Below are 15968 nucleotides of genomic sequence, written 5' to 3' on the forward strand. Positions count from 1 at the left end.
GGATGGAGCCGGTGTATCTGCTGGTCGCGCTGGGCGCGATCGTCGCGGGGTTCGTGCAGGGCCTGTCGGGATTCGCGTTCGGCATGGTCGCGATGTCGTTCTGGGCGTGGGGGCTGGATCCCCGGCTTGCGGCGACGCTGTCGGTGTTCGGCGCGCTGGTCGGCCAGTTGCTGGCGGTATTCACCGTGCGCCGTGGCTTCAACCTGCGCCTGCTGCTGCCGTTCGTGCTCGGTGGGTTGGCGGGCATTCCGCTTGGCGTGCTGGTGCTGCCGCAGCTGGACATGGCCTGGTTCAAGGCGCTGTTGGGAGGTTTCCTGGCGCTGTGGTGCCCGGTGATGCTGATGGCGCGTTCGTTGCCACCGGTCACCGTTGGCGGCCGGTTCGGCGACGCGCTGGCCGGCATGGCCGGTGGTGTGCTCAGTGGCATCGGTGGCTTCGCCGGGCCGGTGCCGACCCTGTGGAGCACGTTGCGCGGCTTCGGCAAGGACGAGCAGCGCGCGGTCATCCAGAACTTCAATCTGGCGATGCTGGCGGTGACCATGGCCACCTATGTCGGTACCGGCATGGTCACCCGGCAGATGCTGCCGTACTTCGCCATTGTCGCGCCGGCGATGCTGGTACCCACGCTGCTGGGGGCGAAGCTGTATATCGGTATCAGTGAGGCGCGTTTCCGGCAGATCGTCCTCGGCCTGCTGACCGCTTCCGGTGTGGCCATGCTGGCCTCGTCGCTGCCGTTGCTGCTGTCCCGTGGGGTGGCGGGATGAGGGCTCAGGCGGGCCGCAGCATGCGGAAGCGTTGGTCGGCGGTGATCCGGAAGTAGTCGGCCGGTCCGCCACCGCGCAGGATGGTGTCGCTCGCTGCGGTGTCGTAGATGCCGTCGACGAGCAACCGCGTATCGATATGCACGGCGACCACTTCTCCCAGTACCAGCCAGCCATTGGTGTCGTTACCGGCCGCGTCGCGCAGACGCACGATCTGCGTGCAGCGGCACTCCATGCTCACCGGGCTCTGCGCAACGCGCGGCGGTGCAACCTGCTCCGAGGCCAGTGGTGTCAGCCCGGCCAGGACGAACTCGTCCACGTCTGGCGCGACTGCGCGGCAGCTCTCGTTCATTGCCTGGGCCAGATCAAATGTGGCGAGGTTCCAGACGAACTCGCCGGTGGCTTCGATGTTGCGCAGCGAGTCCTTGCGGCCCTGGCTGCTGAAGCCAATGATCGGCGGCGTGTAGTTGAACGCGTTGAAGAAGCTGTAGGGCGCCAGGTTCACATTGCTGTCGGCATCACGACTGCAGATCCAACCAATGGGTCGGGGGCCGATGATGGCGTTGAACGGATCGTGTGGCAGGCGATGGCCATCGGCCGGGCGATAGCTGTGGAAGCGGGGAGGGAGGGTGTCTGCCATTGGGCGTGTCTCCGCGGGAGTCGAGCGTGCTCGACGCTACAAAAAAAGGCCGCGATCCCGACGGACCGCGGCCTTGTCGTTTACGGCATGGGCTGGATCAGCGCTGCTGGATCTTCGACAGCAGGCGCAGGAACTCCACATACAGCCAGACCAGGGTCACCATCAGGCCGAATGCGCCATACCATTCCATGTACTTCGGCGCGCGCTGGGCCACGCCGGTTTCGATGAAGTCGAAATCCAGCACCAGGTTCAGCGCGGCCACGACCACCACGAACAGGCTGAAGGCGATGCCCAGCCAGCTGGCGTCATGGATCACCGGCACGTTGATGTTGAAGAAGCCCAGCACGAACGAGGCCAGGTACAGCAGGGCGATGCCGCCGGTGGCGGCGACCACGCCGAGCTTGAAGTTCTCGGTGGCCTTGATCAGGCCGCTGCGGTAGGCGAACAGCAGTGCGAACAGGGTGCCGAAGGTCAGCAGCACGGCCTGGAACACGATGCCCGGGAACTTCATGTTGAACACGGCTGAGATGGCACCCAGGAACAGGCCTTCCACCAGCGCATAGAGCGGTGCGGTGACCGGCGACCATTCCTTCTTGAACACGGTGATCAGGGCCAGCACCAAGCCACCGATCGCCCCGCCCATGGCGTACAGCTTGGCGCCGGCCATCACCTGGCCGTAGTCGTCCACGGTCTGGTTCCAGGCGAAGGCCGCGGTCAGCACGGTCAGCAGCAGCAGGAAGCCGGTCTTGTTGACGGTGCCATTGAGGGTCATGGCCTGGTCGGGGCTGGTCACCACCGAGCCACTGGCCAGATCGAGGAAGGTCGACTCGGAAAGAGCCGGGTTGCCGCTGCGCATGCGAGGTCTCCGTGCGAAAAGGGGGCGATTGGGCCATCCGGCCGCTGGCTGCGAGCATAGCCGATGACTGCGCAAGCTGTGGTCATGGCGGGGCAGGGCTGGGATTGCGCGTTGACAGTTCGCAGGGCGCTTGGCCACAATGGCCAGCTCCCCGGGTCCATGCCCGAGGGGATTGCAACACCGGGGTATAGCGCAGTCTGGTAGCGCGCCTGCTTTGGGAGCAGGATGTCGGGGGTTCGAATCCCTCTACCCCGACCAATCCCACGTCACGTCGGATTGGACGCCGTTCCGGTTCGGGCGCCCGTAGCTCAACTGGATAGAGCACCGGCCTTCTAAGCCGGCGGTTACAGGTTCGATTCCTGTCGGGCGCGCCATTGGTGCGACACCGGAACGTAGCTGGCGGATGTGAAGAAGTGCTTGCAAAAGCATGCAGACTCCACCAGAATATCGGACTCGCTTCGGCGGACCTGAACTTCGGTGACAGTCCTCGGGCAACGTATCAAGCGTCAGCGTCGGCAGCATTGGCGGTGAAGCTAAAGTTTCAGTGGTGGCTGTAGCTCAGTTGGTTAGAGTACCGGATTGTGATTCCGGTGGTCGGGGGTTCGAATCCCCTCAGCCACCCCACTGATTCAACCGCATCGGCATCGCCGAAACGGTATTGCAATAAACAGGTCGCCGGCTATAATGTGCGCCTGAGTTTCAAGGGCTGTTAGCTCAGTTGGTAGAGCAGTTGACTCTTAATCAATAGGTCCAAGGTTCGAATCCTTGACAGCCCACCAAGACAGAAGCCATCGGGTCCGCCCGGTGGCTTTTTTCTTCAAGATGTAACCCTTCGCGATGGATCGCTGGTTGCAGTGCTTGTTTCAACGACGTTGAAGAAAGTGCTTGCAACGCCCTCGCGGATCGGGTCATAATTCGCCCCCCGATTTCGGGCTGTTAGCTCAGTTGGTAGAGCAGTTGACTCTTAATCAATAGGTCCAAGGTTCGAATCCTTGACAGCCCACCAGACGAAAGCCACTTGGTCCGCCAAGTGGCTTTTTTCTTTATGTCTCCGCTGGCGTGGAGCCGGCTGGAGGATAGCCCCCTTGAGTCAAGGGGGCGCGGCGAAGCCGGGGGGATGTGGGCGTTGGTGAGAGGGGCCCGCGCGGTGTGCAGCAGCGCGTGGGGCGGCAGCGCGAATGCGCAGCCGCCTCCCCAAGGTTCGAATCCTTGACAGCCCACCAGACGAAAGCCACTTGGTCCGCCAAGTGGCTTTTTTCTTGCCTGCGGCAGCGTCGGCAGATCCCCGTCATGGGTGGATATCGCAGGCATTGATGGGTTCATCCACGCATGGCGTGGATCTACTGAAGCGTGGCTGAAATCAGCGTCACATGCGTCATCAGCATGTTCAATGCTGTGAGCTGCTTCTCACCGGTTGCTGCCGGCATCGCTCCCAATAGGTGCTCCGCGCCGAAGGCGCATGCATGAGGAGTGCTTCGATGACGTTCAACAAGAGCATGGGCGTGATGCTGGCCGCCGTGGTGGTCGCCCTGTCGGGCTGCAGGGCGGACGAGGCGGCTACCGCCGCTGCACCGGACTACGCGCGGACGGTCGAGCGATCTGCGGATGTCGACCACATCGCGGCACAGCCGGTGGAGGGTCGCGACGCCACGCAGTCGACCGGGGCGACAGGGGAGGCGCTGCCTGCTGGCGCGGTTGAAGTGGCGCGCTCCGTCGATGGCGCCACGCTGGAAACACCCAGTGACGATGCGGCCGGCGTCCCTGCGGGCGAAACACCCGGGCCCGCGCCGGCCGCCCGCTGACCAGGATCGGCCTGGGGCGGGATGCGCCCAGGCCGGCTCCAAAGGGTAATTTCCCTGTTCAGTTTTGTGGAAGCCTTCCGCTTTCCGCCCCCGCCTGCAACAATGAACACCTGAGCCGGCCACGCGAAAGTGGCGGAATTGGTAGACGCCCTGGATTTAGGTTCCAGTGCCGCAAGGCGTGGGGGTTCGAGTCCCCCCTTTCGCACCAGGCCGGCCCGTCCCCCGCCCAGTCGGGCATTCCGCGTCAACCCCTGCGCCCGGCCGTGCTGGCGGCGCCGCCCGAATTGGGCGAAACTAAAGGGCTGCGGCAAGCAGGCGCGTCATCGACGTCGTGTCCTTACAACCGTTTCATCCATCATCGAGCCGGGGGCCAGGGCGCCACCGGTGGCAGGAGTCAACATGCAAGCTTCGATTGAAACCATCGGCAACCTGGAACGCCGCCTGAGCTTCTCGCTGCCGGAAGACCGTCTGCAGAGCCACATCAACGGCCGCCTGGGCGAAATCGCCCGCACCACCCGCATCAAGGGTTTCCGTCCGGGCAAAGTGCCGGCCAAGGTGATCGAGCAGCGCTTCGGCGCGCAGGTCCGTGGCGAGGCGCTGGACGGCCTGCTGCGCGAAACCTTCGACGCCGCCGTGCGTGAGCACGACCTGCGCATCGTCGGCAGCCCTCGCATCGACAAGGGTGACGAGGGTGAGTTCTCCTTCGTGGCCACCGTCGAAGTGGTGCCGGACTTCGGTGACATCGACGTCAGCAAGCTGACCGTGGTGCGCCACACCGCCGAAATCACCGATGCCGACATCGACCAGATGATCGAGAACCTGCAGACGCAGCGTCGCAGCTGGTCGCCGGTCACCCGTGCCGCGCAGGACGGCGACCTGGTCGCACTGGAAACCTGGTCGCAGGCCGGTGACGAGCGCCTGCCGGCCGAAGGCACCGAGAAGGGCAGCATCGTGCTCGGCCAGGGCATGATGTTCGAGACCATCGAACAGGGCCTGGTCGGCATGGCCAAGGACGAAGAGAAGACCCTGGACGTCGAGTTCCCGGCTGACTGGCGCGTGCCGGCGCTGGCGGGCAAGACCGTGCAGGTCACCGTGAAGGTCAGCGACGTGTCCGAGCCGGTCGTGCCGGCCGTCGATGAAGCCTTCATCAAGAGCTTCGGCGTGAAGGGTGGCGACGTCGAGCAGTTCCGCAGCGACATCCGCGCCAACCTCGAGCGTGAGCTGAAGGGCGCACTGATGAACCGCCTGCGTCGTGAAGTCGGCGAGCAGCTGATCGCGGCCTATTCGTCGGTGGAAATGCCGCCGCGCCTGGTCGAGAACGAAGCCCGTGCCATGCTGGCCCAGCAGGTCGAGCAGATCCGCCGCAGTGGCCGCAACCCGGGCGAGATCCCGGCCGACGCCCACGAAGGCTTCAAGGACGCTGCTGCCAAGCGCGTGCTGGTCGGCCTGGTGGTCGGCGAAGTGGCCCGCAGCAACGACCTGCGCCTGGAGCCGAAGCGTCTGAATGAAACGATGCGTCTGATCGCCTCGACCTACGAAGAGCCGGAACAGGTCATTGAGATGTACCGCAACGACCCCCAGCTGATGTCTGGCCTGCAGAACCGCGTGATGGAAGAGCAGGTGATCGACTGGATCGCCGAGCGCGCCCAGCACACTGAAGAAAAGCTGTCGTTCCAGGACGCGATCCGCCAGTAATCCCTGGCGGATTGCCGGATACCCCGCGCCAGCCCTGGCGCGGGGGTGTTTCCCCCCAAGATAGGTACCTCACGAAATGGACAACCGAACCAAAGCCCTGAACATGGTTCCCATGGTGGTCGAGCAGACCAGCCGCGGCGAGCGTGCCTACGACATCTATTCGCGCCTGTTGAAGGAGCGCCTGATCTTCCTGGTTGGCCCGATCGACGATCACATGGCCAACGTGGTGGTGGCGCAGCTGCTGTTCCTGGAAGCGGAAAACCCGGAAAAGGACATCAGCATCTACATCAACTCGCCGGGTGGCGTGGTCACCGCCGGCATGGCGATCTACGACACCATGCAGTACATCAAGCCGGACGTGAGCACCATCTGCGTTGGCCAGGCCGCCTCGATGGGCGCGCTGCTGCTGGCGTCCGGTGCGGCGGGCAAGCGCTATGCGCTGCCGAACTCGCGGGTGATGATCCACCAGCCGCTGGGTGGCTTCCAGGGCCAGGCCACCGACATCGACATCCACGCACGCGAGATCCTGACCCTGCGTGCGCGCCTGAACGAAGTGCTGGCCAAGCACACCGGCCAGTCGCTGGAGACCATCGCGCGCGATACCGAGCGCGACAACTTCAAGAGCGCGGTCGATGCGGTCGCCTACGGCCTGGTCGACCAGGTCCTGGAGCGTCGTCCGGAAGAGTCGATCCAGGCCGGCTGACCGGCACTCACGGGGCCATGGCAGGCCCCGTTCCTGCAGGGTCGGGTGGACTGATGTCCCTCCGGCCCTGTGTTATTCTCGAATCGAACCCCCGTTCAGCGGGTGGGGTAACTGGGTAAGCGAAGCATGAGCGAAGACCGCCAAGGTCGTTCCACGGACACCGGCAAGATCCTCTACTGCTCTTTCTGCGGCAAGAGCCAGCATGAAGTGCGCAAGCTGATTGCCGGTCCGAGCGTGTTCATCTGCGATGAGTGCGTGGAGCTGTGCAACGACATCATCCGAGAGGAGCTTGAGGAAAAGGCGCAGTCGGCGCGCAGTTCGCTGCCCAAGCCGCGCGAGATCCTCGAGGTGCTCGACCAGTACGTGATCGGACAGAACCGCGCCAAGCGGACCCTGGCCGTGGCCGTGTACAACCACTACAAGCGCATCGAGAGCCGCCAGAAGAACGACGAAGTCGAGCTGGCGAAGTCGAACATCCTGCTGGTCGGTCCGACCGGTTCGGGCAAGACCCTGCTGGCCGAGACCCTGGCCCGCCTGCTCAACGTGCCGTTCACCATGGCCGACGCCACCACGCTGACCGAGGCCGGTTACGTGGGCGAGGACGTGGAGAACATCATCCAGAAGCTGCTGCAGAAGTGCGACTACGACGTCGAGAAGGCACAGCAGGGCATCGTCTACATCGATGAAATCGACAAGATCTCGCGCAAGAGCGAGAACCCGTCGATCACCCGCGATGTGTCCGGCGAAGGCGTGCAGCAGGCCCTGTTGAAGCTGATCGAAGGCACCGTTGCCAGCGTTCCGCCGCAGGGTGGGCGCAAGCATCCGCAGCAGGAATTCCTGCAGGTGGACACCAAGAACATCCTGTTCATCTGCGGCGGTGCGTTTGCCGGCCTGGACAAGGTGATCCAGCAGCGCTCCAACGACGCCGGCGGCATTGGTTTCGGCGCCAAGGTGAAGAGCAGTGAGCGCAAGCAGGAAGTGGGTAAGGTGCTGGCTGAAGTCGAGCCGGAAGACCTGATCAAGTTCGGCCTGATTCCCGAGTTCGTGGGCCGCCTGCCGGTGGTCGCGACCTTGGAAGAGCTGGACGAGCCGGCCCTGATCCGCATCCTGACCGAGCCGAAGAACGCCATCACCAAGCAGTTCAAGAAGCTGTTCGAGATGGAGAACGTCGAGCTGGAGTTCCGGCCGGACGCGTTGTCGGCCATCGCCAAGAAGGCGCTCAAGCGCAAGACCGGTGCCCGCGGCCTGCGTACCATCGTCGAATCGGTCCTGCTGGACACCATGTACGACCTGCCGTCGCAGGAAAACGTCAGCAAGGTTGTCGTGGATGAATCGGTGATCGAGCACAAGTCCGAGCCGTACCTGATCTACCAGACGCCGCCGGTCCCTGAACAGAAGGCCGCTGGCGCCGAATGATTCTTTCAACTTGTTGAATAGAAAGAATTTTCTCGGAACGTCTTGCATCTGAAAGCCGATGGCCCCATAACGGGGCCATCGGCTTTTTTTGTCTCCGGAAGATGCCCTCCCGGAGACGGTTTTCCCCTTCCCTGGAGCCCCCATGGCCCGTTCCCCAAGTGAGACCCTCGACCTGCCGGTCCTGCCGCTGCGCGACGTAGTGGTATTCCCGCACATGGTCATCCCGCTGTTTGTCGGCCGCGACAAGTCCATGCACGCGCTGGAACAGGCGATGGAAGCAGACAAGCGCATCCTGCTGCTGGCGCAGAAGTCGGCCGAGACCGATGACCCGCAGGCCGCCGACCTCTACCAGGTCGGCACGCTGGCGCAGGTGCTGCAGCTGCTGAAGCTGCCCGACGGCACCATCAAGGTGCTGGTCGAAGGCCTGTCGCGCGTGCAGGTGACCAGCGTCAGCGAACGCGATGGATCGCTGCACGGCCAGGCCGTGGAAATCGAAGCCGCCGATGCACGCGAGCCGCGCGAAATCGAGGCCATCGCCCGCTCGCTGATGTCGCTGTTCGAGCAGTACGTCAAGACCAACCGCAAGCTGCCGCCGGAACTGCTGCAGACCCTGGCCGGCATCGATGAGCCGACACGCCTGGCCGATACCATCGCCGCCCATATCAGCGTGCGGTTGTCGGACAAGCAGCGCCTGCTGGAAACGCTGGCCGTGGGCGAACGCCTGGAGATGCTGGTCGGCCTGGTCGACGGCGAGATCGACGTGCAGCAGATGGAAAAGCGCATCCGCGGCCGCGTGAAGTCGCAGATGGAAAAGAGCCAGCGCGAGTACTACCTCAACGAACAGATGAAGGCCATCCAGAAGGAACTGGGTGACCTGGACGATGCGCCGGGCGAACTGGAAGAGCTGGCGCGCAAGATCGCCGAAGCGGGCATGCCCAAGCCGGTGGAAGCCAAGGCGCGCAACGAGCTCAACAAGCTCAAGCAGATGTCGCCGATGTCTGCCGAAGCAGCGGTCGTGCGCAACTACCTGGAGTGGCTGCTGGGCGTGCCGTGGAAGAAGCGCAGCAAGGTGCGCAAGGACCTGAAGGCCGCGCAGGACACCCTCGATGCCGATCACTACGGCCTGGAGAAGGTCAAGGAACGCATCCTTGAATACCTGGCGGTGCAGTCGCGGGTGAAGCAGATGAAGGGTCCGATCCTGTGCCTGGTCGGGCCGCCGGGCGTGGGCAAGACCTCGCTGGGCCAGTCCATCGCCAAGGCAACCAACCGCAAGTTCGTGCGCATGTCGCTGGGCGGCGTGCGCGATGAAGCCGAGATCCGTGGCCACCGTCGTACCTATGTCGGTTCGATGCCGGGCCGCATCGTGCAGAACCTCAACAAGGTGGGCAGCAAGAACCCGCTGTTCGTGCTGGACGAGATCGACAAGATGTCGATGGACTTCCGTGGCGATCCGTCCTCGGCGCTGCTGGAAGTGCTCGATCCCGAGCAGAACAACGCGTTCAACGACCACTACCTGGAAGTGGACCTGGACCTGTCCGAAGTGATGTTCGTGGCGACCTCCAACTCGCTCAACATCCCCGGCCCGCTGCTGGACCGCATGGAAGTGATCCGCATCCCCGGTTACACCGAGGATGAGAAGCTCAACATCGCCACCCGTTACCTGTCGCCCAAGCAGATCAAGGCCAACGGCCTGAAGCCGGAAGAGCTGGAGATCGGCAGCGATGCCATCCAGGACATCGTGCGCTACTACACGCGCGAATCCGGCGTGCGCAACCTGGAACGCGAGATCGCCAAGATCTGCCGCAAGGTGGTGAAGGAAATCGCGCTGGGTGGGCCGCAGCCGGTGGCGAAGGCGAAGAAGGGTGCGCGCAAGTCCAAGGCGCTGGTGAGCGTGTCGAGCAAGAACCTGGACAAGTACCTGGGCGTGCGTCGCTTCGACTTCGGCCGTGCCGAAGAAGAGAACGAGATCGGCCTGGTCACGGGCCTGGCCTGGACCGAAGTCGGTGGCGATCTGCTGCAGATCGAATCGACGCTGGTACCGGGCAAGGGCCAGCTGATCCTGACCGGCCAGCTCGGCAACGTGATGAAGGAATCAGCGTCGGCGGCGTTGTCGGTGGTGCGTTCGCGCGCCGAGCGCTTCGGCATCGATGCGGACTTCCTGCAGAAGCACGACGTGCATCTGCATGTACCCGATGGTGCGACGCCGAAGGATGGCCCCAGTGCCGGTGCGGCAATGGTGACCTCGCTGGTGTCGATGCTGACCAAGGTCGCCGTGCGCGCCGACGTGGCGATGACCGGCGAAATCACCCTGCGTGGTCGCGTCACCGCGATCGGCGGTCTCAAGGAGAAGCTGCTGGCGGCCCTGCGCGGCGGAATCCGCACGGTGATCATCCCCGATGAGAACCGTAAGGATCTTGCCGACATTCCGGCCAACGTCACCCGCGACCTGGAGATCGTGCCGGTGAAGTACATCGAGGAAGTGCTCGATCTGGCCCTGGAACGTCCGCTGGCACCGAAGAAGACGCGCAAGAGTGCGCAGCGCGTCACGGTGCGCAGCAAGGCCAAACCGAGTGGAAACGCGCGCGTCAAGCATTGATGCGTCCTGTCGAAATGCTTGAAACCCGCGTCGTTGCTGGCTTTCCAGCTTGCGTGGGGGTAGGGCCGCTGGTATAAAAGCAGCACTCGCGAATGAGTGATCGCAGTCAGCGCTCACTGAATTCGGCGAACCGTTTCCACATGGCAACCGCATGCAGACGTCGTGCGGTTGCTTCCCTGTCGAATACGCGGAACCCACCGCCAAAGGAGTTGTAAAGAATGAACAAGACCGAATTGATCGATGCCGTTGCTGAAGCTGCCGACCTGACCAAGGCCGAGTCCAGCCGCGCTGTCGATGCCGTCGTTGCTGCCGTCACCAAGGCGCTGAAGGACGGCGATGCGGTCACCCTGGTCGGCTTCGGTACCTTCCAGGTCCGCGACCGTGCTGCCCGCACCGGCCGTAACCCGAAGACCGGCGACACCATCAAGATCGCTGCTTCGAAGAATCCGTCGTTCAAGGCTGGTAAGGCCCTGAAGGATGCTGTAAACTAAGCGGCTCGCTGGGGTGCTTAGCTCAGCGGTAGAGCGTCTCCTTTACACGGAGAGGGTCGGGGGTTCGAAACCCTCAGCACCCACCACAGCACCGCGGTAAGTTTGAAATGTGGAGCGGTAGTTCAGCTGGTTAGAATGCTGGCCTGTCACGCCGGAGGTCGCGGGTTCGAGTCCCGTCCGCTCCGCCATTTTCAACGAGGCCCCCGGCCGAAAAGCTGGGGGCCTTGTTTTCTCTCCAACCAACCGGTTGTAGAGAAAACAAAGAGGTCTGCAATACGGAGCGGTAGTTCAGCTGGTTAGAATGCTGGCCTGTCACGCCGGAGGTCGCGGGTTCGAGTCCCGTCCGCTCCGCCATTGCAAAACTCTTAAATCCTCGTGAAAAAACTTTGAAAAAAGTGTTCAGCGGGGTAGGTTTTCAGGAAGTCTTCGGATATACTGAGCGCCTGCAAAGTTTCAAGCGCGGAGCGGTAGTTCAGCTGGTTAGAATGCTGGCCTGTCACGCCGGAGGTCGCGGGTTCGAGTCCCGTCCGCTCCGCCAACTCTAAGAGCCCTCGACGCAAGTCGGGGGCTTTTTCTTTGCGCCGTTTCCATCATTCGATGCGCGCGAACCTGTAGATCGCCTGGGCGGGATGGCGCCAGGCCCTGCTGCCACTGCTTTTGGTCCACGCCGCGAAGCGGGTTACACTGCCGGGCTCGCCAATCAAGCCTTGTGATTCCTCACCATGCTGCAGAAACTCCGCGACAAGACCTCAGGCTGGATCGTCACCGTGATCCTGGGGCTGCTGATGATTCCGTTCCTGTTCGTGATCGACAACAGCTACCTCGGTGGCGTCGGCGCACAGAACGTCGCCAAGGTTTCGGCACCGCCGACCTGGTGGCGCTCGGCACCGTCCTGGTGGCCGGTGCGCATGATGTGGCAGCACCATGAGATCAGTGCACAGGACTTCCGCACCCGTTTCGAGCAGGAACGCATGCGCGAACGCCAGCAGCAGGGCGAGAACTTCGACCCGCGCGCGTTCGAAAGCACCGAGAACAAGCTGGCCGTGCTCGACCAGTTGATCGACGAGCAGGTCGTGCGCCTGGTCGGTGAGCAGGCCGGTGTCGTGATTGGCGACGGCGCTGTGCGCGAATACATCACCACCATTCCGGGCTTCCTGGGCGCCGATGGCAAGTTCAGCGAAAGCAATTACCGTCTGGCCCTGGCCGGTGGCAATCCGCCGCGCACGCCGACCCAGTTCCAGGAACTAGTGCGTGAGAGCCTGCAGCAGTCGGTGATCCCGTCGGGCCTGCAGAATTCCGGCTTTGTCACCCAGGCCGAGACCGAGCGTCTGTTGAAGCTGCTGGGCGAGACCCGCGATGTGGAACTGGCCGCGCTGCCGGAAGTTCCGGTGGATACCGCGCCGGTGACCGACGCGCAGATCAAGCAGTGGTACGACAGCCATGGCAAGGATTTCCGCCAGGCCGAATCGGTGTCGCTGGAGTATGTCGAGCTCAATGGTGCCAACCTGCCGGCGCCGACTGCGGCCGACGAAGCGACCCTGCGCAAGCGCTATGAAGACGAGAAGGCCAAGTTCGCCACGCCGGAACAGCGCCAGGCCGCGCACATCCTGATCACCGGCGACGGTGCTGAAGCCAAGGCCGCCAAGCTGGCTGTCGAAGCAAAGGCGGCAGGTGCCGACTTTGCCGCGCTGGCCAAGGCGAACTCGGAAGATCCCGGCTCCAAGGCGCAGGGCGGTGACCTGGGCTGGGTGGAGCGGGGCGCGATGGTCAAGCCGTTCGAAGACGCACTGTTTGGTGCCAAGGCGGGTGAGGTGATCGGCCCGGTCAAGACCGACTTCGGTTACCACATCATCAAGGTCGCAGCGGTTCGTGGCGGCCAGGGCAAGTCCTTCGAAGAAGTACGCGACACCTTGGCTGCCGAGCAGTTGAAGGCCGACGGCGAGCGCGGCTTCAATGATCTGGCGGGCCGCCTGGTCGATGCCATCAACAAGAGCCCGAGCGACCTGTCCGCGGCCGCCAAGGCGGTCGGCCTGTCGATGCAGACGCTGGGCCCGATCACGCGCACGACCGCCAGCGGTATTGCCGCTGATCCGGCCGTGCTGCGTGCGGCCTTCTCCGACGTCCTGGTGCAGGACGGTACCGCCAGCGATCCGATCGCCCTGGGCGGCAGCAGCAACCACAGCGTGGTGATCCGCGTTGCCGCGCATACCCCGGAGCAGGCGCTGCCGCTGGACAAGGCGCGTGAGCAGGTGATCGCCGCGATCCGTGCCGACCGTCAGCGGCAGGCCGGTGACAAGGCCGCCGATGCCCTGCTGGCCAAGCTGAAGGCGGGCGCGACCCTGCAGTCGCTGGCTGCCAGCGAGAAGCTGCAGCTGAGCCCGATGCCGGGCCTGCCGCGCAGCCAGCCGGTGCCGACCCCGGAGATCAACCGTGCGATCTTCAGTGCGCCGCTGCCTGCCGAGGGCAAGCCGAGCTACGGCAAGGTCGATGTCAACGGCCATGCGCTGGTCTTCGCGGTGAACAAGGTCAACCCGGGCGACATCAAGGAAGTGACCGCCGAACAGCAGAAGCAGTTGAAGGACCAGCTGAGCCAGATCGACGGCATGGCCGCGGCCAAGGCCTACATCGAGGCGATGCGCAAGAAGTTCTTGATCCAGACCACCGAAGCGAACCTGTAAGCCCTCCGGCGAGCAGGAACGAAAAGGCCCGGCATTGCCGGGCCTTTTTTGTTGTCGCAACCCTGATCGATCCGTGACCTGCGCGATGAGTGCCGACCAAGGTCGGCCGCTACCAGAAGCGAAGCGACCTGCTCCTGCTCTTCATCCTTCAATCCATGGGTGCCACCGGAAACCATCAGGGGACGGGCGGGGTGGGCGCGCGGGGGTGTCCGCGGCATGGATGCCGCGGACAAGCCCCCAAGGATGGGTTCACGGCGTCCCCGTGGGTCCACCTCGCTCGTCCCAACTCATGAATGCTGCTGCCGCCACCCGCGAGGGGCTTCGCCGTTGGCCGGAAACGGCGCGTCAGCGCCGCACCGACCTCAGTCTTCGACGCGCAGTACCGCGCCTGGCTTCAGCACGCTGCTGCCGCTCAAGCCGTTCAGCGACAACAGCGCCTTCACCGGCATGCCGTAGCGGCGGGCGATGGTCCATGCCGATTCGCCATTGCGCACGGTGTGGCGACGGTTGCGCGGGCGATCGGCAGCCGAGGCGACCACCTTGGCCACCTGCGGGCTCGGCGCGGCGCTGGCGGTGCTGGCCACTGCTGTTGCAACGGCCGTGCTGGTGATGTCGGCAACGTCCGCGCTGGACGCCGAAACCGGGGCCAGTACGCGGGCGGTGCCCGACGGGCGGTTGCCGGCGGCCAGTGCCGGATTCAGGCGGGCGATCTTCGCCGGGTCCAGCGCGCGCTGGGCGGCCCACTGCTGGACGCTGGTGCCCGCCGGCAGGGTGTGGTCCTTCAGCACCGGTACGGTGCGGTCCAGCGAGGCCATCACGCCCGGCTGGTCTTCCACGTCTTCCAGCACGCAGGCCAGGGCATGCAGCTTCTCGACGTAGGCATGGGTGACCGGCGACAGCCCGGGCAGGCCGGCCGGCTTGGCGTTCTGCGCATTCATGCCGGCCTTGCGCATGGACTGCAGCACGCGGTATTCACCGGCGTTGTAGGCCATCGTGGCCAGCCGCCAGTCACCGCCGAACATGCCATGCAGGGTCTTCAGGTAGCGCACGGCGGCCTGGGTGGACTCCACTGCCGACAGTCGGCCGTCGTAGTTGTTGCTCATCGGTACGCGATGGTTGCGTGCCGTGGTGGCGATGAACTGCCACAGGCCGGTCGGGCCGCTGCCGTTGCGGGCATTGGGCCGGTAGCCACTTTCGACGAAGGGAATCAGGGCGAATTCGGTGGGCAGGTTGGCTTTGCGCAGCTCTTCGACCACATAGCCGAACAGCACCAGCGCGTCGTCATCCTGGTTGGCCAACCGCGAAGGCGCATGGGCGAACTGCTTCTGCCAGCGCGGGCTGGTGGCTTCGGCGTCACAGGTAGGTTCTGCAAGGCCGTCGCGGAAGCTGGAGAAGATCTCCTGGCCGTTACGTACCGATGCGGCCGGCAGCGTTGACGGATCCAGCGGCAGGGCCGAGGCGGCGGTCAGGTTCTGGCTGATGCCGGCGCCCAGCGATTGTGCGCCGGCAGTTCCGGCCAACCCCAGGACGAGACCCAGGGCCAGCGGCAGACTTCGGCGACTCATGCGCGGAAGCCGTCTTTCCAGTGCCGGAGACCGGCCATGACGTCGACGTCGTCCACGACTTCGCGCCCCAGGTGCGCCGACACGGCCGCGCGGATGGGCGCCGTGTGGGTACGCAGGAACGGATTGCAGGCAATTTCATCGGCCAGGGATACTGGCAGGGTGGAACGGTCATCGCGGCGCATGGCCAAAGCCTCCTCTTGGCGCTGCAACAAGGCAGCGTTGGCGGGGTCGACATGCCGCGCGAAGACGGCATTTGACACGGTGTACTCGTGAGCGCAACACAGCAGCAGTTGCGCGGGCAGGGCACCCAGCTTGCGCATCGATGCCAGCAGCTGGGACGGCGTACCTTCGAACAGGCGCCCACAGCCCAGGCTGAACAACGAATCTCCGCTGAAAAGCTGTTCAGCGGTGTGAAACGCGATGTGGCTGCGGGTGTGCCCGGGGACGGATAGTACGTGGAACATCCGGCCCAGTGCCTGAACACGTTCACCTTCACCGACCCGCTCGGTGGCCATCGGGATGCGCTCGTCGACCGGTGCGACCACGCGCACCCCGGGGAAACGCGCCTGCAGCGCCGGTACTCCGCCGATGTGATCGTCGTGGTGATGGGTGAGCAGGATGGTGTCCACGCGCACGCCTTGGGCGGCCAGCGCCAGTACCGGCGCAGCGTCGCCGGGATCGACGACCACGGCAGCACCGTCGTCGGCAATCAGCATCCAGATGTAATTGTCCGCAAATGCGGGCAGGGCAGTCAGTCGCATAGAA

At 64.2% G+C, this 15968-nt stretch carries 12 protein-coding genes and 10 tRNA genes; 18 read left to right on the forward strand and 4 right to left on the reverse strand.

Annotated elements, in window-relative coordinates:
* Positions 1 to 2 precede the first annotated feature (2 nt).
* Entirely contained in the window at positions 3 to 764 is a 762-nt protein-coding gene (locus M2299_RS14565) for a sulfite exporter TauE/SafE family protein (protein WP_099841981.1), read from the forward strand.
* A gap of 4 nt (positions 765 to 768) precedes the next feature.
* Here M2299_RS14565 and M2299_RS14570 read toward each other — a convergent pair whose 3' ends face one another.
* Together M2299_RS14570 and M2299_RS14575 are read right to left on the reverse strand one after the other, a co-directional pair.
* On the reverse strand, positions 769 to 1401 hold the full coding sequence (locus M2299_RS14570) for a flavin reductase family protein (RefSeq protein ID WP_099841982.1): 633 nt from the start codon (positions 1399 to 1401) through the stop codon (positions 769 to 771).
* A 97-nt stretch (positions 1402 to 1498) separates the two neighbouring features.
* On the reverse strand, positions 1499 to 2257 hold the full coding sequence (locus M2299_RS14575; RefSeq protein WP_025878135.1) for a Bax inhibitor-1/YccA family protein: 759 nt from the start codon (positions 2255 to 2257) through the stop codon (positions 1499 to 1501).
* A 181-nt stretch (positions 2258 to 2438) separates the two neighbouring features.
* Here M2299_RS14575 and M2299_RS14580 point away from each other — a divergent pair.
* The 17 genes from M2299_RS14580 (at position 2439) to M2299_RS14660 (ending at position 13638) form a co-directional block, all read left to right on the forward strand.
* Positions 2439 to 2515, forward strand: a tRNA-Pro gene (locus M2299_RS14580).
* Positions 2516 to 2554: 39 nt separating this feature from the next.
* Positions 2555 to 2631, forward strand: a tRNA-Arg gene (locus tag M2299_RS14585).
* Between the two features lie 173 nt (positions 2632 to 2804).
* A tRNA-His gene (locus tag M2299_RS14590) sits at positions 2805 to 2881 on the forward strand.
* A gap of 79 nt (positions 2882 to 2960) precedes the next feature.
* Positions 2961 to 3036 (forward strand) — tRNA-Lys (locus M2299_RS14595).
* A gap of 151 nt (positions 3037 to 3187) precedes the next feature.
* A tRNA-Lys gene (locus M2299_RS14600) sits at positions 3188 to 3263 on the forward strand.
* Positions 3264 to 3735: 472 nt separating this feature from the next.
* Positions 3736 to 4059, forward strand: a complete 324-nt coding sequence (locus tag M2299_RS14605; RefSeq protein WP_280884576.1) for a hypothetical protein — start codon at positions 3736 to 3738, stop codon at positions 4057 to 4059.
* A 123-nt stretch (positions 4060 to 4182) separates the two neighbouring features.
* Positions 4183 to 4267 (forward strand) — tRNA-Leu (locus M2299_RS14610).
* Positions 4268 to 4458: 191 nt separating this feature from the next.
* On the forward strand, positions 4459 to 5754 hold the full coding sequence (gene tig, locus M2299_RS14615) for a trigger factor (protein ID WP_025878140.1): 1296 nt from the start codon (positions 4459 to 4461) through the stop codon (positions 5752 to 5754).
* Between the two features lie 76 nt (positions 5755 to 5830).
* Complete coding sequence (gene clpP / locus M2299_RS14620; RefSeq protein WP_025878142.1) at positions 5831 to 6457, forward strand: ATP-dependent Clp endopeptidase proteolytic subunit ClpP; 627 nt, start codon at positions 5831 to 5833, stop codon at positions 6455 to 6457.
* 126 nt (positions 6458 to 6583) lie between these two features.
* Positions 6584 to 7873 (forward strand): ATP-dependent Clp protease ATP-binding subunit ClpX, encoded by a 1290-nt coding sequence (gene clpX, locus M2299_RS14625; RefSeq protein WP_025878143.1) that lies wholly within the window; start codon positions 6584 to 6586, stop codon positions 7871 to 7873.
* 142 nt (positions 7874 to 8015) lie between these two features.
* Complete coding sequence (lon, locus tag M2299_RS14630) at positions 8016 to 10469, forward strand: endopeptidase La (protein ID WP_025878144.1); 2454 nt, start codon at positions 8016 to 8018, stop codon at positions 10467 to 10469.
* 218 nt (positions 10470 to 10687) lie between these two features.
* The gene (locus M2299_RS14635; protein ID WP_004146343.1) at positions 10688 to 10960 is read left to right on the forward strand and encodes an HU family DNA-binding protein; all 273 of its coding nucleotides are present in this window, start codon (positions 10688 to 10690) and stop codon (positions 10958 to 10960) included.
* A gap of 11 nt (positions 10961 to 10971) precedes the next feature.
* A tRNA-Val gene (locus M2299_RS14640) sits at positions 10972 to 11046 on the forward strand.
* 25 nt (positions 11047 to 11071) lie between these two features.
* Positions 11072 to 11148 (forward strand) — tRNA-Asp (locus M2299_RS14645).
* Between the two features lie 89 nt (positions 11149 to 11237).
* Positions 11238 to 11314 (forward strand) — tRNA-Asp (locus tag M2299_RS14650).
* Between the two features lie 107 nt (positions 11315 to 11421).
* Positions 11422 to 11498: transfer RNA gene (locus tag M2299_RS14655), tRNA-Asp, on the forward strand.
* Positions 11499 to 11682: 184 nt separating this feature from the next.
* Positions 11683 to 13638 (forward strand): peptidyl-prolyl cis-trans isomerase, encoded by a 1956-nt coding sequence (locus tag M2299_RS14660; protein ID WP_100435869.1) that lies wholly within the window; start codon positions 11683 to 11685, stop codon positions 13636 to 13638.
* Positions 13639 to 14000: 362 nt separating this feature from the next.
* Here M2299_RS14660 and M2299_RS14665 read toward each other — a convergent pair whose 3' ends face one another.
* Together M2299_RS14665 and gloB are read right to left on the reverse strand one after the other, a co-directional pair.
* On the reverse strand, positions 14001 to 15203 hold the full coding sequence (locus M2299_RS14665) for a lytic transglycosylase domain-containing protein (protein ID WP_100435870.1): 1203 nt from the start codon (positions 15201 to 15203) through the stop codon (positions 14001 to 14003).
* Positions 15200 to 15964 (reverse strand): hydroxyacylglutathione hydrolase, encoded by a 765-nt coding sequence (gene gloB / locus M2299_RS14670; RefSeq protein ID WP_033830463.1) that lies wholly within the window; start codon positions 15962 to 15964, stop codon positions 15200 to 15202. The genes M2299_RS14665 and gloB overlap by 4 nt, the downstream gene beginning before the upstream one ends.
* Positions 15965 to 15968: the final 4 nt, after the last annotated feature.

It is taken from the genome of Stenotrophomonas sp. 1278 (assembly GCF_029892765.1).
GTDB classification, from domain to species: Bacteria; Pseudomonadota; Gammaproteobacteria; order Xanthomonadales; family Xanthomonadaceae; genus Stenotrophomonas; species Stenotrophomonas indicatrix.

Bases quoted from the DNA above. Each gene is read 5' to 3' on its own strand.
- M2299_RS14660 (WP_100435869.1), top strand. From the start codon at position 11,683: ATGCTGCAGAAACTCCGCGACAAGACCTCAGGCTGGATCGTCACCGTG.
- M2299_RS14570 (WP_099841982.1), bottom strand. From the start codon at position 1,401: ATGGCAGACACCCTCCCTCCCCGCTTCCACAGCTATCGCCCGGCCGAT.
- M2299_RS14665 (WP_100435870.1), bottom strand. From the start codon at position 15,203: ATGAGTCGCCGAAGTCTGCCGCTGGCCCTGGGTCTCGTCCTGGGGTTG.
- lon (WP_025878144.1), top strand. From the start codon at position 8,016: ATGGCCCGTTCCCCAAGTGAGACCCTCGACCTGCCGGTCCTGCCGCTG.
- M2299_RS14575 (WP_025878135.1), bottom strand. From the start codon at position 2,257: ATGCGCAGCGGCAACCCGGCTCTTTCCGAGTCGACCTTCCTCGATCTG.
- M2299_RS14605 (WP_280884576.1), top strand. From the start codon at position 3,736: ATGACGTTCAACAAGAGCATGGGCGTGATGCTGGCCGCCGTGGTGGTC.
- M2299_RS14635 (WP_004146343.1), top strand. From the start codon at position 10,688: ATGAACAAGACCGAATTGATCGATGCCGTTGCTGAAGCTGCCGACCTG.
- gloB (WP_033830463.1), bottom strand. From the start codon at position 15,964: ATGCGACTGACTGCCCTGCCCGCATTTGCGGACAATTACATCTGGATG.
- clpX (WP_025878143.1), top strand. From the start codon at position 6,584: ATGAGCGAAGACCGCCAAGGTCGTTCCACGGACACCGGCAAGATCCTC.
- clpP (WP_025878142.1), top strand. From the start codon at position 5,831: ATGGACAACCGAACCAAAGCCCTGAACATGGTTCCCATGGTGGTCGAG.
- M2299_RS14565 (WP_099841981.1), top strand. From the start codon at position 3: ATGGAGCCGGTGTATCTGCTGGTCGCGCTGGGCGCGATCGTCGCGGGG.
- tig (WP_025878140.1), top strand. From the start codon at position 4,459: ATGCAAGCTTCGATTGAAACCATCGGCAACCTGGAACGCCGCCTGAGC.